Consider the following 21,461-nt stretch of genomic DNA (forward strand, 5'->3'; position numbering starts at 1 on the left):
CGGTCGCGCACCGCGGCCATCAGGCCGCGCGGCCGGACTCAGGCCGGCGCTGCCCCCGCGTTCGACGCCGGCTTCGCGGCCGCCTGGCCGGCCAGCACGAGGATGTCGAACGACGTCCCCTCGCGCGTCTCGAAGCGGCGCACGAGTTCGATCTGGTGCGCCGACATCACGCTGCCCTTGGTCATCAGCAGCACGCCGCGATGTGTGCGCAGATCGTCGGCGAGCTGCATCCCTTCGCGCAGCTGCGCGGACTTGATCTCCGCGACGGACGCCGCGATGCCGAGGCCCGCCGGGTCCCGCATCAGTTCGACCAGACTTTCGACGACCAGCGCGTCGTAACGCACGCCCGCCTGCGAGCGCAGCGCATCGATCGCCTGTTCGACCGAATGCGGCACGCCGATGTCGCCATTCCGCAGCCCTTCGAAATCGCGCGCGATCGCCACGATCCGCGAGCCGATCGGGATCGCGTCGCCCGCCAGCCCGTCCGGCGTGCCGCGTCCGTTGAAGCGTTCGTACTGGTGCAGCACGATCGACGCGACCTTGTGCAGTTGCGCGACCGGCGTCAGCACCATCTGCGCGCGCAGCGGATGCTGCAGGAACAGGCCGTGTTCTTCCGCCGTCATCTTCGCGAGCGGCTTGTGCAGCAATTCGTCCGGCAGCGACAACTTGCCGATGCCGTGCAGCAGCCCCGCGAAATAGACGTCCTGTGCATGCAGCTCGCTCATCCCGGCGGCCAGCGCGAGCCGCCGCGCAATCTCGCCGACCCGCATCGCGTGACCGCTGGCGGACCCGCAGCGCATCTCGATCATGCTCGCGCAGACCTGAACCATCGCGGTGAAACTGCTTTTCAGGTCACGTTGCGCGGCTTCGAGGAACATCACGGTCTGGCCGAGCTCTTCGGTGCGCGCGCGAACCTGCGTTTCGAGTTCCGTGTTGAAACGGCGCAGCGCTTCGTTCTGCGCTTCCGTCAGCGCGGCGAGCCGGGCCGCTTCACGCCGCAAGCGCCGCTGCTCCAGCGCCTGTTCGAGAGTCAGCAGCAGGTCGTGATCGTCCCACGGCTTGTTCAGGTAGCGATAGACGCCGCCGTCGTTGACGGCCTGCACGACCGACGCGATCTCCGCATAGCCGGTCAGCAGGATGCGCATCGTGTCCGGGTAGAGCGCCCGGGCCCGCGCGAGGAACTCCGCGCCGCTCATGCCCGGCATCCGCATGTCGGACACGATCAGGTCGACTTCGGTCGATGCCAGTATCTCGAGGGCCGCCTCACCGCTTTGCGCAGTCAGGATCTCGTAGCCGGCAGGCCGGAACACGCGCTTGAGGGCCGACAGCATGCTTGGCTCGTCGTCGACCAGCAGGATCGACGGTACGCCACCCGCATCGTCGGATGTCGCCGGCGCCCCGCTCGTTTCAGGCGATACCGCATTCGGTCCGTTTGTTGCAGATGTCGTCATGATAGGCCTCGGATCGTGTATTTATATTCTCTCTGCATCATCGGCATACACCGCGCATTCCATATCCGGGAAAACGCTGATGCGCTCGTCCGGAACACGCCGCGGATGCGTTACCGCGGCGCGCGACCGCATGCGATCTACCCCGCCGTCGAAGCCGGTTCGCGCACGTAGAAGATGTCCCACTCCGCTTCGTCCGCCTGCACGAAGCCGTGCCGCGCATAGAAGCGGTTCGAATCGCTGCCGCGCAGCGCACCGACGCGTACGGGCACGCGCATCTCGTCCGCCTCGGCAAAGATCCTGCGCAGCACGGCCGCGCCGATGCCCTTTCCCTGATGCTCGGGCACGATGTACAGATGATCGAGCAGCCAGTGGTCTTCCTGCCGCCGAACCACGAAAAAGCCCGCGTTCACTCCATCGGCTTCGATGAAGCGGCACAGCGCCGGGTCGAACGACGCGAGAAAGCGTTCGCGCGCACGCCGGGGATCGAAGCGGCCGATGCGTTCGAGGCTGTCGCGCATCGCGGCGATGCGGATCGCAACCAGCGTTTCGGCGTCGGATCGGGTGGTAACGGGAAAGGTCAGGTTCATGGGCAAATCGCGCTCACGCGGAGAAAAGGCCCGGCGTCGCAGCGCAAGCGTCGAAGCGTTCTCGCGACGCCGGCCGCCGGCACGAACGGCGCGTCAGGGCGTCTCGATGCCTTCCGCCCGCGTCGCCAGGAATCGCAGATACTTGCCGTCCTCGTCCTCGAACAGTTCCGGCCCGCCGCCCATGTACGCGCGCATCAGCTCGTCGGCCGCGCGGTCGAGATCGCCCAGTTCGAACTGGCACTGACCGAGCCTCAGGTGCAGGAACGGGTTGCCGATCGCGTTCGGGAAATGCATCGACTGGGCGAGCGTGTCGCGTCCGGCCGCGTAGTCCGCTTGAAGAAAATTCGCGTCGCCGATCGCGGCCATCAACCAGGTTCCGGCTTCCCATTGGGTCTTGGGTTCGGGAAGCAGGTCGAATCCCGCCCAGAATTTCGCCAGTGCGCTTGCGTAGTCGCCGTCTTCCATCAATGCATCGCCCGCGTCGCTCAGCGCGCCGATCCGTTCGTACAGTGCGTTGTCCAGTTCTGCCATGTCGAGTCCCTGTTCCGGAGTTGAAATCGGCCCGGTGTGGCCGGTGGTTGCGATGCAATCGCGGTGATTGTGTGCGGTTTTGCCGCCCGGGTCGGTCATCCGGATGGCATTCATCCAGCATACCCGAGCCGTATGACCCGCGCGCCGCGACTTTGGGCTCGCCTTCGTGTGCCCTGGCGCACCGCGCCTCGCATTACACTATCTGCCGCAACGCTACGCGTCCTGACAATCCGTGCTGCCGGGCATCCTGCTGACCGTGGTCCAGGTCACGCTCGCCCGGCAAATTTTCGTTTGACTACCGATCCATGCTCCGCTTCGACAATCTCGGCAAGCGCTACGACAAGCGCGTCATCTTCAAAGGACTCAGCCACGCATCCGGTGCCGGATGCGTGGCGCTGTGCGACGAAACCGGCAGCGGCAAATCGACGTTGCTCGCCATTCTCGCCGGCGCGATCGACGCGGACGAAGGCGAGGTGTGGATCGGCGGCCATTCGCTGCGCACCGCGCCGCACGATGCGAAATCCGCGCTGGCGTATGTGCCCGACGATTGCCTGGCGTATCCGTCCCAGACCGGTCGCGAGTTTCTCGGTCTCGTCGCGGCCGCCAGGAATGCCGTCGTCGACACCCGCACGCTCGAGCTGGCGGATCGATTCGGGCTTGCACCGCATCTGGAGAAGCGCTTCGAGCAGATGTCGTTCGGCACGCGCAAGAAACTGTTCCTGACGGCGACGACGCTCGGCGCGCCCGCCGTCGTGATCGCCGACGAACCGGACAGCGGGCTCGATGCCGCGTCGCGTGCGGTTCTGATCGACCTGTTCAGGACGTTGGCGGCAGACCGGACCGTCTTCTTTTCGAGTCACGATCCGGCATTGGCGCGCGCCTGCGACGCAAGGATTACCTGTTTTGCGGAGCTTGGATTCGCTGCCGGATAGACGGCATCGTCGCCGGCGCGGTCACGGGGATGGACAAGGCGCGGCGGCATGACACGGGGAAGAAAGGCGCCGGTATCGTTCGCGGCAAGTACGGTATCGCCGGCAGGCGAGACCTCGGTGTTCGTCAAGTGTTCGTGCGGTCAGGCGCGACCGCGCCTTGGGGCGGGAAGGACAGCGGCCGACCGGAACCATTCCGGCAACCGGCGAAGCCGCTGCGATCGTCACGCCAGCGATGCGGCGGCCTCCCGTTCCAACGGCATCGTGCGCGTCGATCGTCGATCTGCGCGCCGGCAATCGATCGCTGCCTTTTACCGGCAGGCAGTGCGAAACGTACCACCCCGCTTCGCACTGCCGTGCCTTCCCCGATGCGCATGCCCGGCGTGCCGGGCCCCGATCAGCCGACTATCCGACGGCTGTCGTTCGACCCGCGCACGCACCCGGCGATGCTCCGCGTCAGGCCTTCAACGCCCCGAACACCTCGTCCAGCATCTTCTTCGCGTCGCCGAACAGCATCCGGTTGTTGTCCTTGTAGAACAGCGGATTGTCGACGCCCGCATAGCCGGACGCCATGCTTCGCTTCATCACGATCGAGGTCCTGGCCTTCCACACCTCGAGCACCGGCATCCCGGCGATCGGGCTCGCCGGATCTTCCTGCGCCGCCGGGTTCACGATATCGTTCGCGCCGATCACCATCGACACGTCGGCTTCGGGGAAATCGCCGTTGATCTCGTCCATCTCCATCACGATGTCGTAAGGCACCTTCGCCTCCGCGAGCAGCACGTTCATGTGCCCCGGCATGCGCCCGGCCACCGGATGGATCGCGAAACGCACGTCGACGCCCTTCTCGCGCAGCACCTTCGTGAGTTCATGCACGGTGTGCTGGGCTTGCGCCACGGCCATCCCGTAGCCGGGCACGATGATCACGCTCTTCGCATCGCGCAGCAACTCGGCCGTCTCCAGCGCGCTCACCGCCACCACTTCGCCGGCCGGCTGGGCACTGCCGCCCGCCGCCGCGGGCGCACCGCTGCCGGTGCCGAAGCCGCCGGCAATCACGCTGATGAAGTTGCGGTTCATCGCGCGGCACATGATGTACGACAGGATCGCACCCGACGAGCCCACCAGCGCGCCGATCACGATCAACAGGTCGTTGCCGAGCATGAAGCCGGTGGCCGCCGCCGCCCAGCCCGAGTAGCTGTTGAGCATCGACACCACGACCGGCATGTCCGCGCCGCCGATCGCCATCACCATGTGCACGCCGAACAGCAGCGACACCACCGTCATCACGATGAGCGGCGTCATGCCGTCCTGGATAGTCTCCGCATGCAGGAATGCGCGGCCGAACACGATCACGATCACCAGCGCGGCCAGGTTCAGCCAGTGCCGTGCCGGCAGCAGCAGCGGCTTGCCGCCGATCTTGCCGGAGAGCTTGCCGAACGCGATGACCGAGCCCGCGAAGGTCACCGCGCCGATCAGGATGCCGACGTAGATTTCCACTTCGTGGATCGCGTGCTCGGCACCCGTGAACTGCACCGACGTATCGATGTAGCTCGCGAAGCCCACCAGGCACGCCGCCAGACCGACCAGGCTGTGCATCAGCGCGACCAGCTCGGGCATCTGCGTCATCTGCACCTTCTTCGCGGCGTAGAGGCCGACCGCGCCGCCGACGACCAGTGCAGCCACGATGTACGGAATGCCCCCGGCCGAGACGCGCGGGCCGAGTACCGTGGCGATCACGGCGATCAGCATGCCGATCATGCCGAGCAGGTTGCCGCGCCGAGCGGTCTCGGGATTGGCCAGCCCGCCCAGGCTGAGGATGAACAGAATGGCCGCGCCGATATAGGAGACGGTAGTCAGGTTGGAAGTCATGGTTGTCGTCTCCTTACTTGCGGAACATCGCCAGCATGCGTCGCGTCACCGCGAAACCGCCGAACATGTTGACGGCCGTGAGCGTCAGCGCGCCCACCGCCAGGCCCAGGATCAGTCCTGACGGACGGCCCTCCGCCGCCGCGTCGCCCAACGGCGGCGCGACCTGTACCAGCGCGCCGATCGCGATGATCGACGAGATCGCGTTGGTGACGCTCATCAGCGGCGTATGCAGCGACGGCGTGACATTCCAGATCACCATGTAGCCGACGAAGCAGGCCAGCACGAATACCGTGAAGTGCGACAGGAACGTGGCCGGCGCGAACTGGCCGACCAGCAGGAACGCCAGTGCGCCGACGGCGAACACGATGGCGAGCGACTTCGCCGACATCGGCGCGCCGCTGCCGTGACCGTGCCCCTTGGACGCGGTTGCCGCGACCGGCGGCGTGGCGGGTTTCGGCGCGGCGGCCGGCTGCTGGATCGGCGGCGGCGGCCAGGTGACGTTGCCTTCCTTGATGACCGTGAGGCCGCGGATCGCGTCGTCGGCGAAGTCGACGTTGATCGTGCCGTCCTTGGTCTTGCACAGCTCTTCGACCACGCGCAGCAGGTTGGTCGCATAGAGTGTCGACGACTGCCGTGCCAGGCGCGACGCGAGATCCGTGTAGCCGATGATGGTCACGCCATGACGCACCACGGCCTCGCCCGGCACCGTCAGCTCGCAGTTGCCGCCTTGCTCGCCTGCCATGTCGACGATCACGCTGCCCGGCTTCATCGATTGCACCATCTCGGCCGTAATGAGCTTCGGCGCGGGCTTGCCGGGAATCAGCGCGGTGGTGATGATGATGTCCGCGTCCTTGGCCTGCTGCGCGTACATCGCGCGCTGTGCCTGCTGGAAGCCTTCGCTCATCACCTTCGCGTAGCCGCCGCCGCCCGAGCCCTCTTCCTCGTAGTCGACCTTGACGAATTCGCCGCCCAGCGACTTGACCTGGTCGGCCACTTCCGCGCGCGTGTCGTTGGCGCGCACGATCGCGCCGAGGCCCGCGGCCGTGCCGATCGCCGCGAGGCCGGCGACGCCCGCACCGGCGATGAACACCTTGGCCGGCGGCACCTTGCCCGCGGCCGTGATCTGCCCGTTGAAGTAACGGCCGAATGCGTGGGCCGCCTCGATGACGGCGCGGTAGCCGCTCACGCCGGCCATCGACGTCAGTGCGTCCATCTTCTGCGCGCGCGACAGCGTGCGCGGCAGCGAATCGATCGCCAGCACCGTGGCCCGCTTCGCGGCCAGCTGCTGCATCAGTTCAGGGTTCTGGGCCGGCCAGACGAAGCCGATCAGCGCGCCGCCCTCGCGCATCAGCGCGACTTCTTCGCTGCTCGGCGGGCGCACCTTGAGGACGATATCGCTGCGGCCCCACAGATCGGCAGCCGTCGCCACCACTTCGGCTCCGGCCGTGCGGTAGTCGTCATCGCTGAAGTTCGCGCCGGTGCCGGCGCCGCTTTGCACGGCCACCGAGAACCCGAGCTTGATCAGCTTCTCGACCACGTCGGGAACGGTCGCTACGCGCCGCTCCTCGTGGGCCGTCTCCAGAGGGACCCCAATCAGTAGTGTCATATCCTGAACTGTCAGTAGTGGCCGTCGCAAGGAATTACGGCCTGCGTTTCAAGTCACCCAACTCAATCAATCCGTGTACGACTTTGCTCCGCGCGCAGCTTGGCACTCCCGCGCGGATTTCACAAACGTTCGATCCTCTAATCGACCCTCTAGTCGATCGTCTTGCCGGAGCAAACCGGTTCATGCTCTTGCCTGATTACCCTGACGAATATCCGGCATGTGTTCCGACCGGACAAGGCCCGCTGAGCATATCCCGTGCCAGGGTCTTTCCGAAATTTATATTTTGAATCGATGCGCATTCAATCCATGAATCCCCTGCCTGGACACGAAGGGGCGGCAACGCCCGTTCACCCGCCAGAGCCGCACTGGCCGCCCCGTCAACACGGCAATTCGTTTGAAACGTGAATAAATGGAGATCGGCATAAAAACACCGGAATCGGTTTCATCGAGAATTCCCCGCGTATCGGCACAATGCCATTTGTCGCGCGCGAACGACATAATCCGCGTGGCTGACGCGCTTCATTGCCGGCGAATTCAAAGGGGAAGGCTCACTGACTGCCCGGACCCCATCCGGTGACGATCATTCGCGCTGCGCGTCGACGTGCGCACGTATGCGGCGCGCGCCTTCCTCCGGCGTGCAGGTCGATGTGTCGATGCGCAGCGAGTACGGACGTGAATACGCCGGATGCCCGAATTGCGATCGAGCCATGCCTTCGCCCCGATCCGGTCTCGCGCGTTCGCGCTGCTCGAGGATGTCGAGCGGGCACGTAACGCCGATGACGAAGGTCTGACGCGGCGACAGCGCGGCGATGCACTCGTCGAGCGCGGACAAATCCCGAAGCACAAGGTCCAGCACGATCTCGAAATGGCTGGCCGCGATCCGTGCGAGCGTCGACTGCAGGTTGAGCAGGTGAAGTCTCAGCGCCTGATTCCGTTCTTCGTCCGATCGCATGTCACGCCGGCGCGACATTTCGACGAACGCGTCGAGCGACACGTGAAACGTCGGCACGCCCGAACTTTGCTGGAGCGCCCGCGCCAGACTGCTCTTTCCTGCACTGGTCGGGCCGTGCAATACGACAGCGACGGGTTTCATGGCGATGGTCCGCTGGTGAGATTGTCGGTTGCCCGGTTGCCGCGCTAGATCAGCTCGGCAACGCGCACGATGACAAGCGCGGCCGGCACGAGCACCGCCTGCGCGCACACCGTGCCGAGCACGCGCGCAAGCGCGAGTGTCGTGATGGCGCGCCGAAAGCTGTTCTCCGATATCCGCCCTTCGATGACGTCGTCGGTCATGACGGAAACCTGCGGGTCGATGACGACCGCCAGCACGACGGTCGCGAATCCGTTGATGACGGACGACAGGTTCGCGCACGTCACTCGCAGTTCGGGCTTCAGATAGCCCGCATACAGCGACGCGAACACGCCGACCGTCCAGATCGCCATCGCGGCAACGTTCAGCGCAATGACGCCCCATGACACGCCGATGTTCGCGGTCAGTTGCGTGACGTTCTGGCTGGACGGCAGTCGCGCACCGACGCGGAGATAGTTGATACCCGCACGACTGCACGCGTGCAGCAGCAGGCGGGGAATCGAGCGGTTCACCTGGAAGTGTTCGACAGCGCGACTGAAATAACGCTGGAACGTCGGGATCAGGAACGACCCGGCGATGGTCGCCGCGGTGGCGGCGAGCAGGAACCACCGGAAGTCGGCCAGCAATCCGCTCCCCATCCGGTGCGCGATGTCCATTTCAACCCGTTTCGCGATGAACGGCCCCTGAAAGGAATTGGCCGTTCGCGACACCAGCGCGATGATCCCGAACAACGAAAACGACAACGCAATGCGACGCGTGCGAACGCCGGCGATGCGCACCGCATACGCCAGTGTCGCGATCACATGGATGACGAAGGTAAGCCCGCAGATGATCCAAAGCTGACTGTCCATGCTGGTGCCGCGTGCGTGACGGGATCACGAGTGTACCCGAGCGCAACCCGCGCCCGGCGCGTCAGCCTGAAGAAGCCGTTTGCGCAGCGGTAACGGTTTGGCGACGCGCGTCAGTCGCGACCGTGTGGCGCCGAGGCCCGCGCTTCATTCAGGATCCAGGTCGCGAACGCCTGCAACGGCCCGTCGGCCAGTTCGATCGGCTCGGGCAGGACGAGGCAGAAGTTTTTCGTCACCGCCGTGCCCACCGGCCACGGTGCGACCAGGCGGCCCTGCTCGAGCTCCGCGTCGATGTAAAGGCGCGGCACCAGCGCGACACCCAGGCCGGCCAGCGCCGCCTCGATCAACATCGAATGAAGGTCGTAACGCGCGCCGACCGCGGAATTGCTCAGCACGATGCCGGCCGCCTGTGCATAGGCCTGCCACGCGTCCGGGTTTTGTCGCCGGTGAAGACGTGGCAATGCATCCAGCGACGGGTTCGCCCCGGCGCCGGCGAGTAGCGCCGGACTGCAGACGGGCACCAGCACTTCCTCCAGCAGCGGATGCAGATGCATCCCCGCCCATGCCGGATGCGCGAAATGAATCGCCGCGTCGAAACCGCTCCCGGCCAGCAGGAACGGTTCCATCCGCTCGGCGATATGCACGGTGATGTTCGGATGCCGATCCTGAAAGTGTTTCAGCCGGGGAATCAGCCAGCGGGTGGCAAAGGTTGGAATGGCGGCGATATCGATACTCGCGCCTTCGATCGGCTGCCCCATCAGGTACAGGCTGTCCCGTTCGAGTCGATCCAGAATCTCGCGAACCTGCACCGCATAGCGCGCGCCGTTCGGCGCAAGCCGTACCCGATTGCCGATCCGCTCGAACAGGGTAACGCCCAGGAACGCCTCCAGCCGGCCGATCTGACGGCTGACGGCGCCCTCGGTCCGCGCCAGTTCCTCGGCGGCTCGGGCAAAGCTGCCGTGTCGGGCCGCGGCTTCAAACGCCTGGAGTGCGGCATTGCTTGGGATCTTGCGGGACATGGGCGTCGTGTCGGTCAGGGTGTGTTCGCCATCAGCTTGATCAAATATCACTGAAGGCTGACTTTAATTCGTTTTATGCCGCGAAATTGCGAGCTTAGCATTACGTTACTGCACTGAACATCGGACGTTCCCGGATGGATGTGCATCCTGCCCAAAGGACAATCCAATGATCTACACCGTAGAATGCAGCTTCGCCGACCGCGACAGTGAAGCCGAATGGAACGACTTCTACAGCCTTGAAAAGCTGCCCGCCCTGATCTCGGTGACGGGGTTTCACACGTCGCAGCGGTTCCAGGCGATCACGGGCGGTTGCCCTGTCTATCTGGCGATCCACACGATCGACGGCCTCGATGTCCTGACCGGCGACGAATATCGCCGGAAAGGCGGCGGCAATTTCGCGAAATGGCAACGCCACATCACCGACTGGCATCGGAATCTCTACAGCGATATCGGCCTCGCGCCGGCGATAAAGGAAGGTGAACGCCTCGCACTGAGTGCCGGCGGCCCCGATCCGTTGATTCGGTCGGGCCTCGAACCGCTGGCCATGCAGGCCGTTGCGCTGGAGAAGTTTCCGGAGCGACGTTGGCTCGCCGTCGTGCCACCGCAAAGCGCGCTGCTCGTCGAGCCGCGCCCGGAAGGCGTTCACCTTTACGCGCCGATGACGAAGCAGTTGACAAGCACACGTGCCCTGTCGATCGCGCAGGAGTAGGCCACGATGCCGAACGTCACTTTCTCGATCGATGCGAAGCGGATGCCGGCTGATGAAAATCTTGCCGAGCTGTCGCGCGACTGCGTCGAACTCTGTACGCATGTGCTCGAGGCGGAACTCAAGAACGTCCACGTCATTTTTCTGGCGGTTCGCCACGGGCATGGACACCCCGTCTTCGCAGACATCCGCTATCGCGACGGGGCGTCTCGCACACCAGCGGTCATGGAACGGTTCATGGCAGCGCTGGATCAGGCGATCGCTCGCCGCACCGGCCTCACGGCGCGCATTCGGTGTTTTGGTTACACCGCGTCGAACATTCACGCTCGCAACTAGCCGATTCGGAGAAACACGATGTCCACCCTTACCTTTCCGAGCCAGCAAGTCGGGGACTTCACGATTACCGCCATCAGCGATGGATATCTCACGGCGAGTCTCGACTTCCTGTCGAATATCGATCCGGACGAGGCGTCGAGCATGCAGCGGGACGCGGGACAAAAAGAGCCGGCGACGGTGCATATCAACTGCTACGTCGTACGCGGAGCGGGCCGCACCGTGCTCATCGATGGCGGGGCGGGCGGGTTCAAGCAATGGGGCGGCCAACTCCGGACGAACCTGGTGCGTGCCGGTATCGAACCCGCTGCGATCGACACCATCCTGCTTACCCACGCCCATCCCGATCATGTCGGGGGGCTGGTGAATGATGCGGGCCAGGTCGCGTTTCCGAACGCGGAACTGGTCGTGCATCAGCGAGAGGTCAGGTTCTGGCAGGACGACGGAAACCTCAGTCGCGCCAGCGAGCGGGCTCGCGGCAACTTCGCGAAGGCGCGTCAGGTGTTCGATGCCTATGGCGACAGGCTTCGCATGTTCGAGGACGGACACGTGCTCCCCGGCATCGGCGCGCTGCCGCTGCCGGGACACACCGATGGCCACACCGGATATGTTCTTGAATCCCGCGATCAAGGCCTTCTCGTGTGGGGGGACGTGGTTCATTTTCCGCATATCCAGATTCGGCGGCCGGACGTATCGATTGCCTTCGATCACGATGCATCGCTGGCAGCTGCCACCCGATCACGGCTTCTCGATCGGGTCAGCTCGGACGGGCTCCTGATCGCAGGCATGCATTTGGGGGAACTCGGGTTCGCCCGGGTCAAGCGCACGAGTCGAGGATATGAATTGCTTTACGAGCGTGAAGCATGAAGCCACACGTATCCGGACACGCGACGCCACCGTCCAACGCCGATATCCATTGGTCGCCCGATTAAGCCGAGTGACGCTTTTTGAGGGTTATTCGACCTTTGCGCCATTCGCCTCGCGTTCCATACTTCGCGTGGACGATCGAGCCGAGAAAGGTAAAAACGCGATTGCGTTTTGAGCTTTCGGCCCGATCAATCACGACGGAGAAAGGAGCAGAAAATGAGGCTTAAAAACAAGTCGGCGTTAATCACAGGTGGTACCAGCGGCATCGGTCTTGCCACCGCGAAGCTGTTCATTGCCGAAGGCGCCCGGGTAGCGGTGACGGGTCGCGACGAAACGGTGTTCGAGCGCGTGAAGGCCGAGCTCGGCGAGCATGCGCTCGTTCTCAAGGGTGACGTTCGTTCGATCGAGGACATGCGGGCAATCGCCGCCGAGATCAAGGAGAAGTTCGGCGGCCTGGATGTCGTGTTCGCGAACGCCGGCTGGGCGTTCCCGTCCGCAGCCAACGACATCGACGACGCGCTCTACAACGAGATCATGGACATCAACGTCAAGGGCGTGGTGTTCACGCTTCAAGCGGTGCTGCCGGACCTGCGCGAGGGCGCGTCGGTCATTCTCAATACCTCGTTCGTCGCGCAGACCGGCAAGCACGGCATCTCGTTGACGGCAGCCACGAAGGCCGCCGTCCGATCGCTTGCCCGCAGTTGGTCCTACGAGTTTCTCGACCGGAAAATCCGCTTCAACGCGATCGCGCCAGGCGCGATCGACACGCCGCTGCTCTCGAGGTGGGGCATGCCGGACGAATGGGTTCGCGATCGCAAGGCCGAGTTCGCCGAAGCCATTCCGGTGGGCCGCATGGGCAAGGCCGAGGACATCGCCAACGCCGCGCTCTATCTCGCCAGCGACGAATCCTCGTACGTCGTCGGCGCCGAACTGGTCGTCGATGGCGGCGCCTCGCAGCTTTGAGCCTGCGACGGCCGATTCCAGGCCCTGCATGTCATCGCGGCTCATCCCCCTTATCCGATCTCACGTCCGCCACGCATTGCGTCGCGGCGGTTATTCCATCCGGCCCAGCCTGGTTGCGCTCGCACAAGGGCCGACGCGCAAGGAGAAATGATCTTGACCGACAGTAGCGAAAACAAACCGTCCGGACAGCCACTCACCGTGGCCGGTCGTTCCCGCCGCGATGTGCTCAAGTTTGGCAGCATCGCCACGCTCGGCGCCGTCCTCGGCGGCGGAGCCCTGCTTGGGCACGCCACCCCTGCGCTTGCACAGACCGGCAGCGCCGGAGAACTTGCCCCGGGTGACCCGCTCAATATCCTGATCGTCAATTACGACGGCGGAACGCTGCTCGACTTCGCCGGCCCCAGCGAGATCTTCCATCGGCTACCGAATACGAACGTTCGCTATGCGAGCCTCAATGGCGGCGACGTGACGCTCGAATTCGGCGTCGTGTACGGCAAGACCGAGCGGCTGGCCGATATCGACAGGACCGACGTGCTGCTGGTCCCCGGCGGGTCCGACCTGTCGGCGCCGATGCGACCCGCGTATCAAGCGCAGATCCGGCGTCTGGCGGAAAGCGCCAAGCACGTGACGTCCGTCTGCAACGGTTCGCTCGTGCTCGCCGCAACGGGCGTCCTCAAGGGCAAGCGAAGCGCGTGCCATTGGGCCTTCGTCAACAAGCTGGCCGAATATGGCGCCATTCCCGTGCCCGATCGCTTCGTCGAAGACGACAACGGCCGGTTCATGAGCGGCGGCGGCGTGACGGCCGGCATCGACTTCGCTCTGCGCGTGGCCGCGAAACTGCGCGGTCAACAGGCCGCCGAATTCACGCAGCTCGCGATCGAATATGATCCCGCGCCGCCGTTCCACTCCGGCCATCCGAGAGACGCGCGGCCGGACGTCATCGCGATGGTCGACAAGGAACTGCCCGGTGCATCCAGGGGGCTCGCACGCATACCCGGCGTTCGTTGAAACGCGTGCGGGCAATGTGAGCCAACCCATCTGCAAGCCGCGATGGACACCTCAACCGACATTGCCTGCCTCACCCTCCAATTTTCGCAGTCCTCTCAATTCAAGCCACGATTGGAAACCGTTCGATGAAAAACACGCGTATTTTCACTGCTGCGCTTGCAGCCAGCGTCACCTTTTTTGCGTTTGCTGCGCCGGCGACTGCCGGTGGTGCGCAACGTCCGCCCGAAGCGGCCATCAAAGCCGAGAATGCGCGATGGGCGAATGCCTTTGCGCGAGGGGATTACGAGGCGATCGGCCGCCTCTACACCGCCGACGGCACGCTTTTGCCGCCCGGAGGCGACAAGGTAACCGGGAGCAGCGCGATCGTCGAATACTTCACCAAGGGGTATGCCGGATCAAAGCCCGCGATCGTTTCGTTCAGCAATGACGAGTTCTACGGTAACGACCGGATCGTGACGGAAGTTTCGGATGCGGAGATCCATGACCACGATGGAAAGCTCAAATACCGCGGCAAGCAGATTCTCGTCTTTCTGAAAGAGGGCGGCGCGTGGAAGTTGCATCGCGACATGTGGAACGATTACGGCCCGCTGACCACGGATGACCATTGAGAATCGTGACCTGCCCGGAGCGCCACTAGTTCGTCAGAAGGACCTTGGCCAGGCGGCGCGCTGATCGGCCGGCGGCCGACGGTCGATCAGCGCGCGCCGTTCGAGCGGCTCTCGCGTCGAATCGCCTGCGGCGGGTGCCCGTGCAGCTTGATGAAGGCCCGCCGCATCCGTTCCGGATCGGTGAATCCCACTGCCAGCGCAATCTGTTCGATCGGTTCGCTGCCACTCTGCAGGCGCAGCCGCGCCGCCTCGACTCGCAAGCGCTCGACCGCCTTGGCGGGAGTTTCGCCGGTTTCCCGGCGAAATGCGCGCCCGAACTGTCGCACACTCAAACTCGCGGCCTCGGCGAGCCGTTCGACCGGCAACGCTTCCGCCAGATGTTCCCTCGCAAAATTCAGCGCGATGCGGATGCGATCCGATTCCGGCTCCATCTGCGACATGGCCGAGAATTGAGACTGACCGCCTGGCCGACGATACGGGACCACCAGGAGCCGGGAGACAGCGCGCGCAACTTCCGCGCCCATGTCTTTTTCGATCATGCCGAGCGCCAGGTCGATTCCGGACGCGATGCCCGCCGACGTCCAGATGCGGCCTTCCTCGATATAGATACTGTCGCCCTCGACCCGGGTGAGCGGGAAGCGCGACTGCAATTGAGCAGCGTATCGCCAGTGCGTCGTCGCTCTCAAGCCGTCCAGCAAGCCGGTTTCCGCAAGCAGAAACGCCCCCGTACACACGCTTGCCACTCGCGCGGCCCGCGCGCCCAGTTTCCTGGCGGCGGCGATGTTCTCCGGTGTCTGCATCGGATCGATATCGCCGCCCACGAAAACGACCGTGTCGAACGTGCGCCTGCCGATCGGCTTCGTTTCGATTGAAACGCCCGTATTGCACGGAACCGGTCCGCCGGACTGCGAGATGACATGGAGATCATAGGGCGTATGGCCCGCCGCTGTGATCACCTGATTGAAGGCCGACAGCGGCCCGCCCAGATCAAGCGCGTCGTAGCCACGGCAAACAAAGAATCCGATTCGATGCATCACGCAATCATCAACTGAGAACCCCGGAAAGGCGCATTTTACGAGGAACCCTCAAATTGCGCCACCTGGCCTGAAATGAGGGAAAAATGTCGTTTACGATCAGCCCCGATCGGAGACGGCTCAACATGGAAGGCTGAAGCAGATCGCGCAGACAGCGTCAGGTTGTCTGACGTCAGTAGCGGACGAAAATCAGCACACGATCTGGAACTGCATTAAATAGAATCTCATGTCGTCGCGACCCGGCATTGAAACCGGTACCGGATCGCGATTAAAGCCGAGCATTTCATAAAATGGGTATGCCGATTCGCGCGCCGTGCACCAGAGCAGCATTCCATGCTGTTCGCGGACATGGCGAATGGATAGATTGACCAGAAGGCGTCCGAATCCCAGACCGCGTACCGATGGATGGACAGCCATGCCGCGAAGGCGCCAGGCTTCAGGGTTCAAAATACCGGATTGCCCTTCTTTACACACTGATGCCACAGCAACAATGCCGCGATTATCACGAACGGCAAAGTGCCGTGTCGTTGGGGCGAGGTCTCCGTGCAGGGCGCTCCCCTCCTCATCTCCGGCCATCAGGATTGCGGCCCTGAGGGGATAGGTTTCTTCCGCACGAACGGCGCAGATGGTAAAGCGCACATCTTGTGAAGTCATTTAAATATCCGCCCCTTTCGTCACGCTGATTTTCTTCAGGTTCTCTTTCGGCAACCCTACTGGCAAAAATAGCAGTTGCCGGGCACAACCAGTAAGGGTAATTTCCTATCAGCCATCTCTTTTCCAATCATACGATAACTGCGATCACAGATGACGTCGAAAGTTTCGACCGATGCAGAGCTTGCCTACGACGAGATCCGATCGAGGATTTTTGACGGGCGTCTTGCGCCTGGGCAGAAAGTATCCCATCGAGGCCTGTCGGACGAACTTGGCTTCGGCCAAATGCCCGTGCGCAGCGCATTGCATTTGCTCGAGTCCGAAGGGCTGGTCGTCGTGATCGAAAAGAGTGGGACCTATATCGCATCGCCGACGACGAGCGATCTCCGCGAAATCTTTGAAATGCGGCTCGCTCTCGAGAGCACCGCTGCGTTTCTTGCAGCCAGGTCGGGCGTAACGGCTGACCTTCGCGAGGCGGCAGAGAAAATGCAGCAGCTGATTGACCAGGACGTCGCGGACATCATGCTCGAGCAACGCGTCGGCTGGGTGTTTCATCAAGCGTTGTTTGCCGCCGCAAGGAACGCGCGAATCTCGACGGCATATGGTCTATTGCGGGCTCAAACCTTGGCCCTGAACGAACTCCCGCGGAGTGACGCCGAAACCGTTCGGCGCGGCACGATCGAGCACCTGCACATCTTTCACGCAATCGAAGCGAACAACGGCGAGCTTGCACGTCAGCACATGTGGAATCACATCGTCGACGGTACTCCCGCACGGATAAAACTACTAAAGGCGCGGCATGAACACGAAAAATAAGGGGCTTTCCCTCCCGATACAAATGCTTGGCGGGCTTGTCCTGGGCGTCGCTTGCGGCGTGTTTGCTCCTGGCTTTGCCGCGAAGCTGGGCTTTCTAAGCACCATGTTCGGCCACGCGATCAAGATGGTCGTCATGCCATTGATCTTCCTGTCGGTCACGGTCGGGGTCTTTCGTGCGGGCCGACTTCGCGAGCGGCTTGGAAAGGTCGCACTATCCAGTATCGGCTTCTTCGTTCTCATGACGGGCCTGGCGGCATCGCTCGGCCTGCTGCTCAACTTTGCATTTCGACCGGGTCTCGGCGCGAGCGTCATTCACTCCGGATCGATGCCCGCAGCACTCGCGTCCAGCATCGACTGGACGAAATTTCTCGTCGATTTGATCCCCGCAAACATCGTCGCCGCGCTCTCTGCAGGGAACTCGCTCCCAGTACTCGTTTTCGGAGTCATTTTCGGTGCGGCATTGGCGGCTGCCCCGGAGCGGGCCGAGCCTGCGATTGCCGTTTTCGAGGCGCTGCTGTCGGGACTGTTCAAGATGACCCAGTGGGTGATCGCATGGTCGCCGCTCGCGATCTTCGCCGCGATCGCGCAGCTGCTGTCGGCCAAGGGTTTTACCGGCGTGCACTCGCTTGTCGAACTTCTGGGCGTGGCCTATCTCGGCATGGCAATTCTGGCGGTTGTCCTCACCCTCGTCATTCGCGTCGCCGGCCAGTCGCCGCTCGCCGTTTTCAGAAAGGTGAAGGAACCCCTGATCCTGGGTTTCACGACGCGTTCGTCTGAAATTACCTACCCGTTGCACCTGAAGAAGCTGGTTGAATTGGGCGTTCCCTACGGCGTGGCGTCCACGATCTTGCCGCTCGCATATATCTTCAATCGCGACGGCGCGGTCCTCTACACGGCCCTTGCGGTCGGCTATCTGGCCGACGCATATCACCTTGCCTGGTCCTGGCCGCTGGTGATTACGATTTTGATCTTGACGATCATCACCATCGACGGCGCAGCCAATGTGCCCTCCGGGGCGATCGTAGCCATCACCATCGTTCTGACGTCGATCGGGTTGCCGGCCGATGCGGTGCTGCTGCTTTTGGGCGTCGACGCCTTTTTCGACATGGGAAGAACCGCCCTCAACGTCTACGGGAGCACGGCGGCAGCGGCTGTTGCGGTGAGACTTTCCGGTTCGGACAGTCTCGCCGCGGAAACCGTGACGCGTCAGGCAAGCGTGTAGGTGCTTCGGAAGCTGCGGGCGCAGGGCGCTTCCATGTTGCGCCCGCCCATTGCAACGCGCTGGAGCGCATCCACTCGAGCATCCAGGTGCGACGACGAGAACAGGATTGGATGAACGTTCGTTTTTATTGATCCTCGGTTAGTAGAGCGATGCATGTTTGCAGGAGAAACAGTATGGTTGGTTCGGAATCTGCAGATTACTTTATGCTGCGCTTAGGCACGCCGCATCCGACGTGGGCGTTGACTGATGACAGCAACATGATTGCCATTGGCGATTGTGACGGCGTGATGAGTGCCGTGTTCGAGCTGGATCGCGACCAAGTCGCACGGATTAGAGGATTGGGCCAGTCGGTGGAGAGAATCAGGTGTATTTGCGAACGCGCCGGCCGTGAGCTGCACTTTTATCTCCATGGCAGACAGGTGTCTCAAGGCGTGTGGGCCGGGGTCGCGTCGGCCGATCCTGACTATCTGCCGACTGCCGCGATGATCGCAACATGGGACGTGCCCAAGCAGCCCTACGATGCCTTCAGGCTTCCGGGCGTGAGTGCACGTCTGGCCGCATGCGCTAGCCCAGCCTAAACTGCGATCACAGATTGTTGCGCACGCCGTTCAGTGTCTACGGTCCTGGCACACCTCAACCTCGGATCGCCAGGACCATTTTGCTGGCCAGTTCACCGGCCAGCGTTTTTCATTCATGGGGATGCGGTCATTGAGCGACGCCCTTTCATCGCGAGGCTCAATCACGAGACTGCGCGAAAGAAATGTTTCCCAGTCCCTGTCAATTACCGCATTCCCGCCCAAGCCCCCTGCTCGCCCCGGCCACTGCCCGTTCGAACAAAATCCGACACATTCAGCGACACCGTATCGGCCTTCGCCTTTGAGCGCGTCTTCCGTGCGACCGCCAGGATCGGCGCCAAATGCTCGTAAAAGCATTCGAGCTGTCGCGCGTCAGACGCCAGTCTCTCAAGGTCGCACGCCTTCTCGAGAATCAATCGAGCAATATGAAAACGCTGAAGCCCGCGGCCGACCCGAATCTGAAACACGACGCCGTCGCTGCTATGCGGCACCCCCGCCCACACAAGCGAACTGCGATCCATAAAGCCTCCGAACAATCCTAATCGTCACATCAATATGCCAGTCATCTCCGACGTTGCATATTTGTATTTCAAAATTGTGGCGATTCACACGTTGGCATGTTCGCGAGACTCGAATATTGCGCCGCAGCAAAAGTGCTCGTAGACTGGGTTCGCGCGTCCGATGTAGTTGCCCCGCAGTCGCCCTACGACGGGAGAGCACGCCATGACGACTTCTTCACCCGCACTGGCCCAAGCGCCTCATGCCCTCCACGTGTTCCAGCAAGATGGAGGCTGGCACTGGGGCATCACGGTTCCCCGCTCCGCGGGATCCGGCTTCAAACTGATCGCATTCAGTACCGACATCTTTTCCACGGAAGACACGGCCCAACGCGACGGCGATCGGGCGTTGGCGTCGATCGTCGCAAGTGATTTGCATTGAACCTGGCGAATCGGGCAGTTCCGCTGCCCTTGAGTTTTCACAGCCAGCAGCGGCGGCCCCCAAAACGCCAACCATGCCTCCATGGCTGGCACGCCTCATCCCAACGAATCAGGACGGGCGCTTGCCACGGCCGCCAGCAGGTTTGCCAGCCGGCTTGCGCGCGCCCGCGGCCGGCTGGCCGGCCGGTTTGCTGCGTGGCTTCTGCGCGCTGAACGGACTGCCACTGGACGAGCGCTTGCCCTGACCCGCAAGCCCAGCGCGCGGCGCCGCAGCCTTGTGTTTGCTCTCACCACCTTGCGGACGCGGCTTTTTACCCGGCGCCGGCATGGCACCCGACGCAGCTTGCGGCACTTTCGGCTTCTTGGGCTTTTTGGGTTTCTTGATGATCTGGCCCGTCGCGCTGGTTTCCGGCACGCGGTGTTCAGCCTCGAAACCCGGCTCTTCTTCACGGCGCAGCGTTTGCTTGATCAGCGCCTCGATCGCCGCCAGTTGCGGCGCTTCGTCGGCACACACCAGGGACACCGCCACACCGCTGGCGCCGGCGCGGCCGGTACGGCCAATACGGTGCACATAGTCTTGCGCCACGATCGGCAGGTCCACGTTGATCACCAGCGGCAGGTCGTCGATATCCAGCCCGCGCGCGGCCACATCGGTGGCCACCAGCATCTGTACTTCGCCCGTCTTGAAGCGTTCCAGCGCACGCAGGCGCGCCGGTTGCGGCTTGTCGCCGTGGATGGTGTCGACCGCATAGCCCGCTTCGTCGAGCATGGCCGCGAGGTAATCCACGCCATTGCGCGTCTTGACGAATACCAGCGCATGCTCCCACTTGTTCTCGGCGACGAGGTGCATGAAAAGGTCGGGCTTGTTCCGCTTGTCCACCGTCACCACCCACTGCTTGATCTTGCTGGCCGTGGCATTGGGCGGGCTGACGCTGATATTGACCGGGCCGCGCAGAATGGTCGCCGCCATCGCGCGGATGTCGTCGCTAAACGTGGCGGAGAACAGCAGGGTCTGGCGCTGGGCGGGCAGCGCGGCAAAGACGGCGTTGAGCTCACGCGCAAAGCCAAGATCCAGCATGCGGTCGGCTTCGTCCAGCACCAGCGCTTGCACCTGGTCGAACTGCACCGCGTTCTGGCGATTGAGATCCAGCAGACGGCCCGGCGTGGCCACGAGCACATCCACGCCCTTGCGCAGCTTCATCATCTGCGGGTTGATGCTCACGCCACCGTAAGCGGCCAGAAATCGCAAATCGAGGCCCTTGCCGTAAGCGACGAAGTTTTGCAGCACCTGTTCAGCCAGTTCACGCGTGGGCACCAGCACCAGCACACGGGCGCGGTTGCTGGACACCGCCGGGCCGTGTTGCACCAGCCGCTGCAGCAGCGGCAGCGCAAAACCCGCCGTCTTGCCCGTGCCGGTCTGGGCCCCAGCCATCACGTCCTTGCCACCGAGCACGGCAGGAATCGCCTTGGCCTGCACCGGCGTAGGGGCCTGGTAATTGAGGTCCTGCAGATTACGCAGCAAGGGATCGATCAGGCCAAGCGAGGCAAAAGACATGGACGTATTCCGGACTAAAACCGTAATTCTAGCGGTTGCCGGGCGAATCAAAGCCCACTGTTCCCGGCTGGACGGCGCCGACGCGGTGCGACGACACGGCCAACCGCCCGCCGCCGCCGGCGCGGAGCAAGCAAATCCCCCTCTTTTCCCGCATCCACTCGCCTGTCGCATCCGTTCAACTCCTTCGCCCATCGATAACCGTTCGGGCCACAAGACGAGGGGGAAGGCGCATCTATCGCGTCTCCCGGCTGGCGA

The 21,461-nt window shown here is 63.3% G+C and carries 23 protein-coding genes; 11 read left to right on the plus strand and 12 right to left on the minus strand.

Annotated elements, in window-relative coordinates; genetic code table 11:
- Positions 1–38: 38 nt before the first annotated feature.
- The 3 genes from LGN17_RS19885 to LGN17_RS19895 form a co-directional block, all read right to left on the minus strand.
- Positions 39–1,451 (minus strand): HD domain-containing phosphohydrolase, encoded by a 1,413-nt coding sequence (locus LGN17_RS19885; protein WP_226198284.1) that lies wholly within the window; start codon positions 1,449–1,451, stop codon positions 39–41.
- 137 nt (positions 1,452–1,588) lie between these two features.
- The gene (locus LGN17_RS19890) at positions 1,589–2,038 is read right to left on the minus strand and encodes a GNAT family N-acetyltransferase (protein ID WP_226198285.1); all 450 of its coding nucleotides are present in this window, start codon (positions 2,036–2,038) and stop codon (positions 1,589–1,591) included.
- Positions 2,039–2,131: 93 nt separating this feature from the next.
- A complete protein-coding gene (locus LGN17_RS19895; protein WP_226198286.1) occupies positions 2,132–2,569 on the minus strand; it encodes a tetratricopeptide repeat protein in 438 nt (145 codons plus the stop codon).
- Positions 2,570–2,874: 305 nt separating this feature from the next.
- Between LGN17_RS19895 and LGN17_RS19900 the strand changes: the two genes are divergently transcribed.
- Positions 2,875–3,501, plus strand: a complete 627-nt coding sequence (locus tag LGN17_RS19900; RefSeq protein ID WP_226198287.1) for an ABC transporter ATP-binding protein — start codon at positions 2,875–2,877, stop codon at positions 3,499–3,501.
- A gap of 453 nt (positions 3,502–3,954) precedes the next feature.
- Here the strand turns inward: LGN17_RS19900 and pntB are convergent, their stop codons facing one another.
- The 5 genes from pntB to LGN17_RS19925 all read right to left on the minus strand — a co-directional run bounded on the left by pntB (position 3,955) and on the right by LGN17_RS19925 (position 9,930).
- On the minus strand, positions 3,955–5,367 hold the full coding sequence (gene pntB / locus LGN17_RS19905; RefSeq protein WP_175952411.1) for a Re/Si-specific NAD(P)(+) transhydrogenase subunit beta: 1,413 nt from the start codon (positions 5,365–5,367) through the stop codon (positions 3,955–3,957).
- A gap of 13 nt (positions 5,368–5,380) precedes the next feature.
- Positions 5,381–6,973 carry a Re/Si-specific NAD(P)(+) transhydrogenase subunit alpha gene (locus tag LGN17_RS19910; RefSeq protein ID WP_226198288.1) on the minus strand — a complete coding sequence of 531 codons (1,593 nt, stop codon included), beginning with the start codon at positions 6,971–6,973 and terminating at the stop codon, positions 5,381–5,383.
- Between the two features lie 580 nt (positions 6,974–7,553).
- Entirely contained in the window at positions 7,554–8,066 is a 513-nt protein-coding gene (locus LGN17_RS19915; RefSeq protein ID WP_226198289.1) for a chloramphenicol phosphotransferase CPT family protein, read from the minus strand.
- A gap of 44 nt (positions 8,067–8,110) precedes the next feature.
- Positions 8,111–8,914 carry a lipid II flippase Amj family protein gene (locus LGN17_RS19920; RefSeq protein ID WP_226198290.1) on the minus strand — a complete coding sequence of 268 codons (804 nt, stop codon included), beginning with the start codon at positions 8,912–8,914 and terminating at the stop codon, positions 8,111–8,113.
- 110 nt (positions 8,915–9,024) lie between these two features.
- Positions 9,025–9,930, minus strand: a complete 906-nt coding sequence (locus LGN17_RS19925; protein WP_226198291.1) for a LysR substrate-binding domain-containing protein — start codon at positions 9,928–9,930, stop codon at positions 9,025–9,027.
- Between the two features lie 166 nt (positions 9,931–10,096).
- On the opposite strand from LGN17_RS19925, the gene LGN17_RS19930 reads away from it, so the two are divergent.
- From LGN17_RS19930 to LGN17_RS19955, 6 genes are all read left to right on the plus strand, one after another.
- Positions 10,097–10,639: a sugar ABC transporter gene (locus LGN17_RS19930; protein WP_226198292.1), complete on the plus strand. Its 543-nt coding sequence runs from the start codon at positions 10,097–10,099 to the stop codon at positions 10,637–10,639.
- A gap of 6 nt (positions 10,640–10,645) precedes the next feature.
- Positions 10,646–10,972, plus strand: a complete 327-nt coding sequence (locus LGN17_RS19935) for a hypothetical protein (protein ID WP_226198293.1) — start codon at positions 10,646–10,648, stop codon at positions 10,970–10,972.
- 18 nt (positions 10,973–10,990) lie between these two features.
- On the plus strand, positions 10,991–11,836 hold the full coding sequence (locus LGN17_RS19940) for an MBL fold metallo-hydrolase (RefSeq protein WP_226198294.1): 846 nt from the start codon (positions 10,991–10,993) through the stop codon (positions 11,834–11,836).
- A 216-nt stretch (positions 11,837–12,052) separates the two neighbouring features.
- Positions 12,053–12,799: an SDR family oxidoreductase gene (locus LGN17_RS19945; protein WP_226198295.1), complete on the plus strand. Its 747-nt coding sequence runs from the start codon at positions 12,053–12,055 to the stop codon at positions 12,797–12,799.
- Between the two features lie 153 nt (positions 12,800–12,952).
- Positions 12,953–13,807: a DJ-1/PfpI family protein gene (locus tag LGN17_RS19950; protein WP_226198296.1), complete on the plus strand. Its 855-nt coding sequence runs from the start codon at positions 12,953–12,955 to the stop codon at positions 13,805–13,807.
- A 125-nt stretch (positions 13,808–13,932) separates the two neighbouring features.
- Positions 13,933–14,415, plus strand: coding sequence for a YybH family protein (locus LGN17_RS19955; RefSeq protein ID WP_226198297.1), 483 nt, complete (start codon positions 13,933–13,935; stop codon positions 14,413–14,415).
- Positions 14,416–14,501: 86 nt separating this feature from the next.
- Here LGN17_RS19955 and LGN17_RS19960 read toward each other — a convergent pair whose 3' ends face one another.
- Positions 14,502–15,449, minus strand: a complete 948-nt coding sequence (locus LGN17_RS19960) for a GlxA family transcriptional regulator (protein WP_226198298.1) — start codon at positions 15,447–15,449, stop codon at positions 14,502–14,504.
- A gap of 189 nt (positions 15,450–15,638) precedes the next feature.
- On the minus strand, positions 15,639–16,103 hold the full coding sequence (locus LGN17_RS19965; RefSeq protein WP_226198299.1) for a GNAT family N-acetyltransferase: 465 nt from the start codon (positions 16,101–16,103) through the stop codon (positions 15,639–15,641).
- Positions 16,104–16,253: 150 nt separating this feature from the next.
- Here LGN17_RS19965 and LGN17_RS19970 point away from each other — a divergent pair, with 150 nt between their 5' ends.
- The 3 genes from LGN17_RS19970 (at position 16,254) to LGN17_RS19980 (ending at position 18,716) form a co-directional block, all read left to right on the plus strand.
- Complete coding sequence (locus LGN17_RS19970) at positions 16,254–16,916, plus strand: GntR family transcriptional regulator (RefSeq protein ID WP_226198300.1); 663 nt, start codon at positions 16,254–16,256, stop codon at positions 16,914–16,916.
- A complete protein-coding gene (locus LGN17_RS19975; RefSeq protein ID WP_226198301.1) occupies positions 16,900–18,138 on the plus strand; it encodes a dicarboxylate/amino acid:cation symporter in 1,239 nt (412 codons plus the stop codon). The genes LGN17_RS19970 and LGN17_RS19975 overlap by 17 nt, the downstream gene beginning before the upstream one ends.
- A gap of 173 nt (positions 18,139–18,311) precedes the next feature.
- Positions 18,312–18,716: a hypothetical protein gene (locus LGN17_RS19980; protein WP_226198302.1), complete on the plus strand. Its 405-nt coding sequence runs from the start codon at positions 18,312–18,314 to the stop codon at positions 18,714–18,716.
- Between the two features lie 203 nt (positions 18,717–18,919).
- On the opposite strand, the gene LGN17_RS19985 is transcribed toward LGN17_RS19980, so the two are convergent.
- Positions 18,920–19,234 (minus strand): hypothetical protein, encoded by a 315-nt coding sequence (locus tag LGN17_RS19985; protein WP_226198303.1) that lies wholly within the window; start codon positions 19,232–19,234, stop codon positions 18,920–18,922.
- Positions 19,235–19,436: 202 nt separating this feature from the next.
- Here LGN17_RS19985 and LGN17_RS19990 point away from each other — a divergent pair, with 202 nt between their 5' ends.
- Positions 19,437–19,652 carry a hypothetical protein gene (locus LGN17_RS19990; RefSeq protein ID WP_226198304.1) on the plus strand — a complete coding sequence of 72 codons (216 nt, stop codon included), beginning with the start codon at positions 19,437–19,439 and terminating at the stop codon, positions 19,650–19,652.
- 108 nt (positions 19,653–19,760) lie between these two features.
- Here LGN17_RS19990 and LGN17_RS19995 read toward each other — a convergent pair whose 3' ends face one another.
- Positions 19,761–21,206, minus strand: coding sequence for a DEAD/DEAH box helicase (locus LGN17_RS19995; protein ID WP_226198305.1), 1,446 nt, complete (start codon positions 21,204–21,206; stop codon positions 19,761–19,763).
- Positions 21,207–21,461 lie beyond the last annotated feature (255 nt).

Source organism: Burkholderia sp. AU30280, from assembly GCF_020420125.1.
GTDB lineage: Bacteria > Pseudomonadota > Gammaproteobacteria > Burkholderiales > Burkholderiaceae > Burkholderia.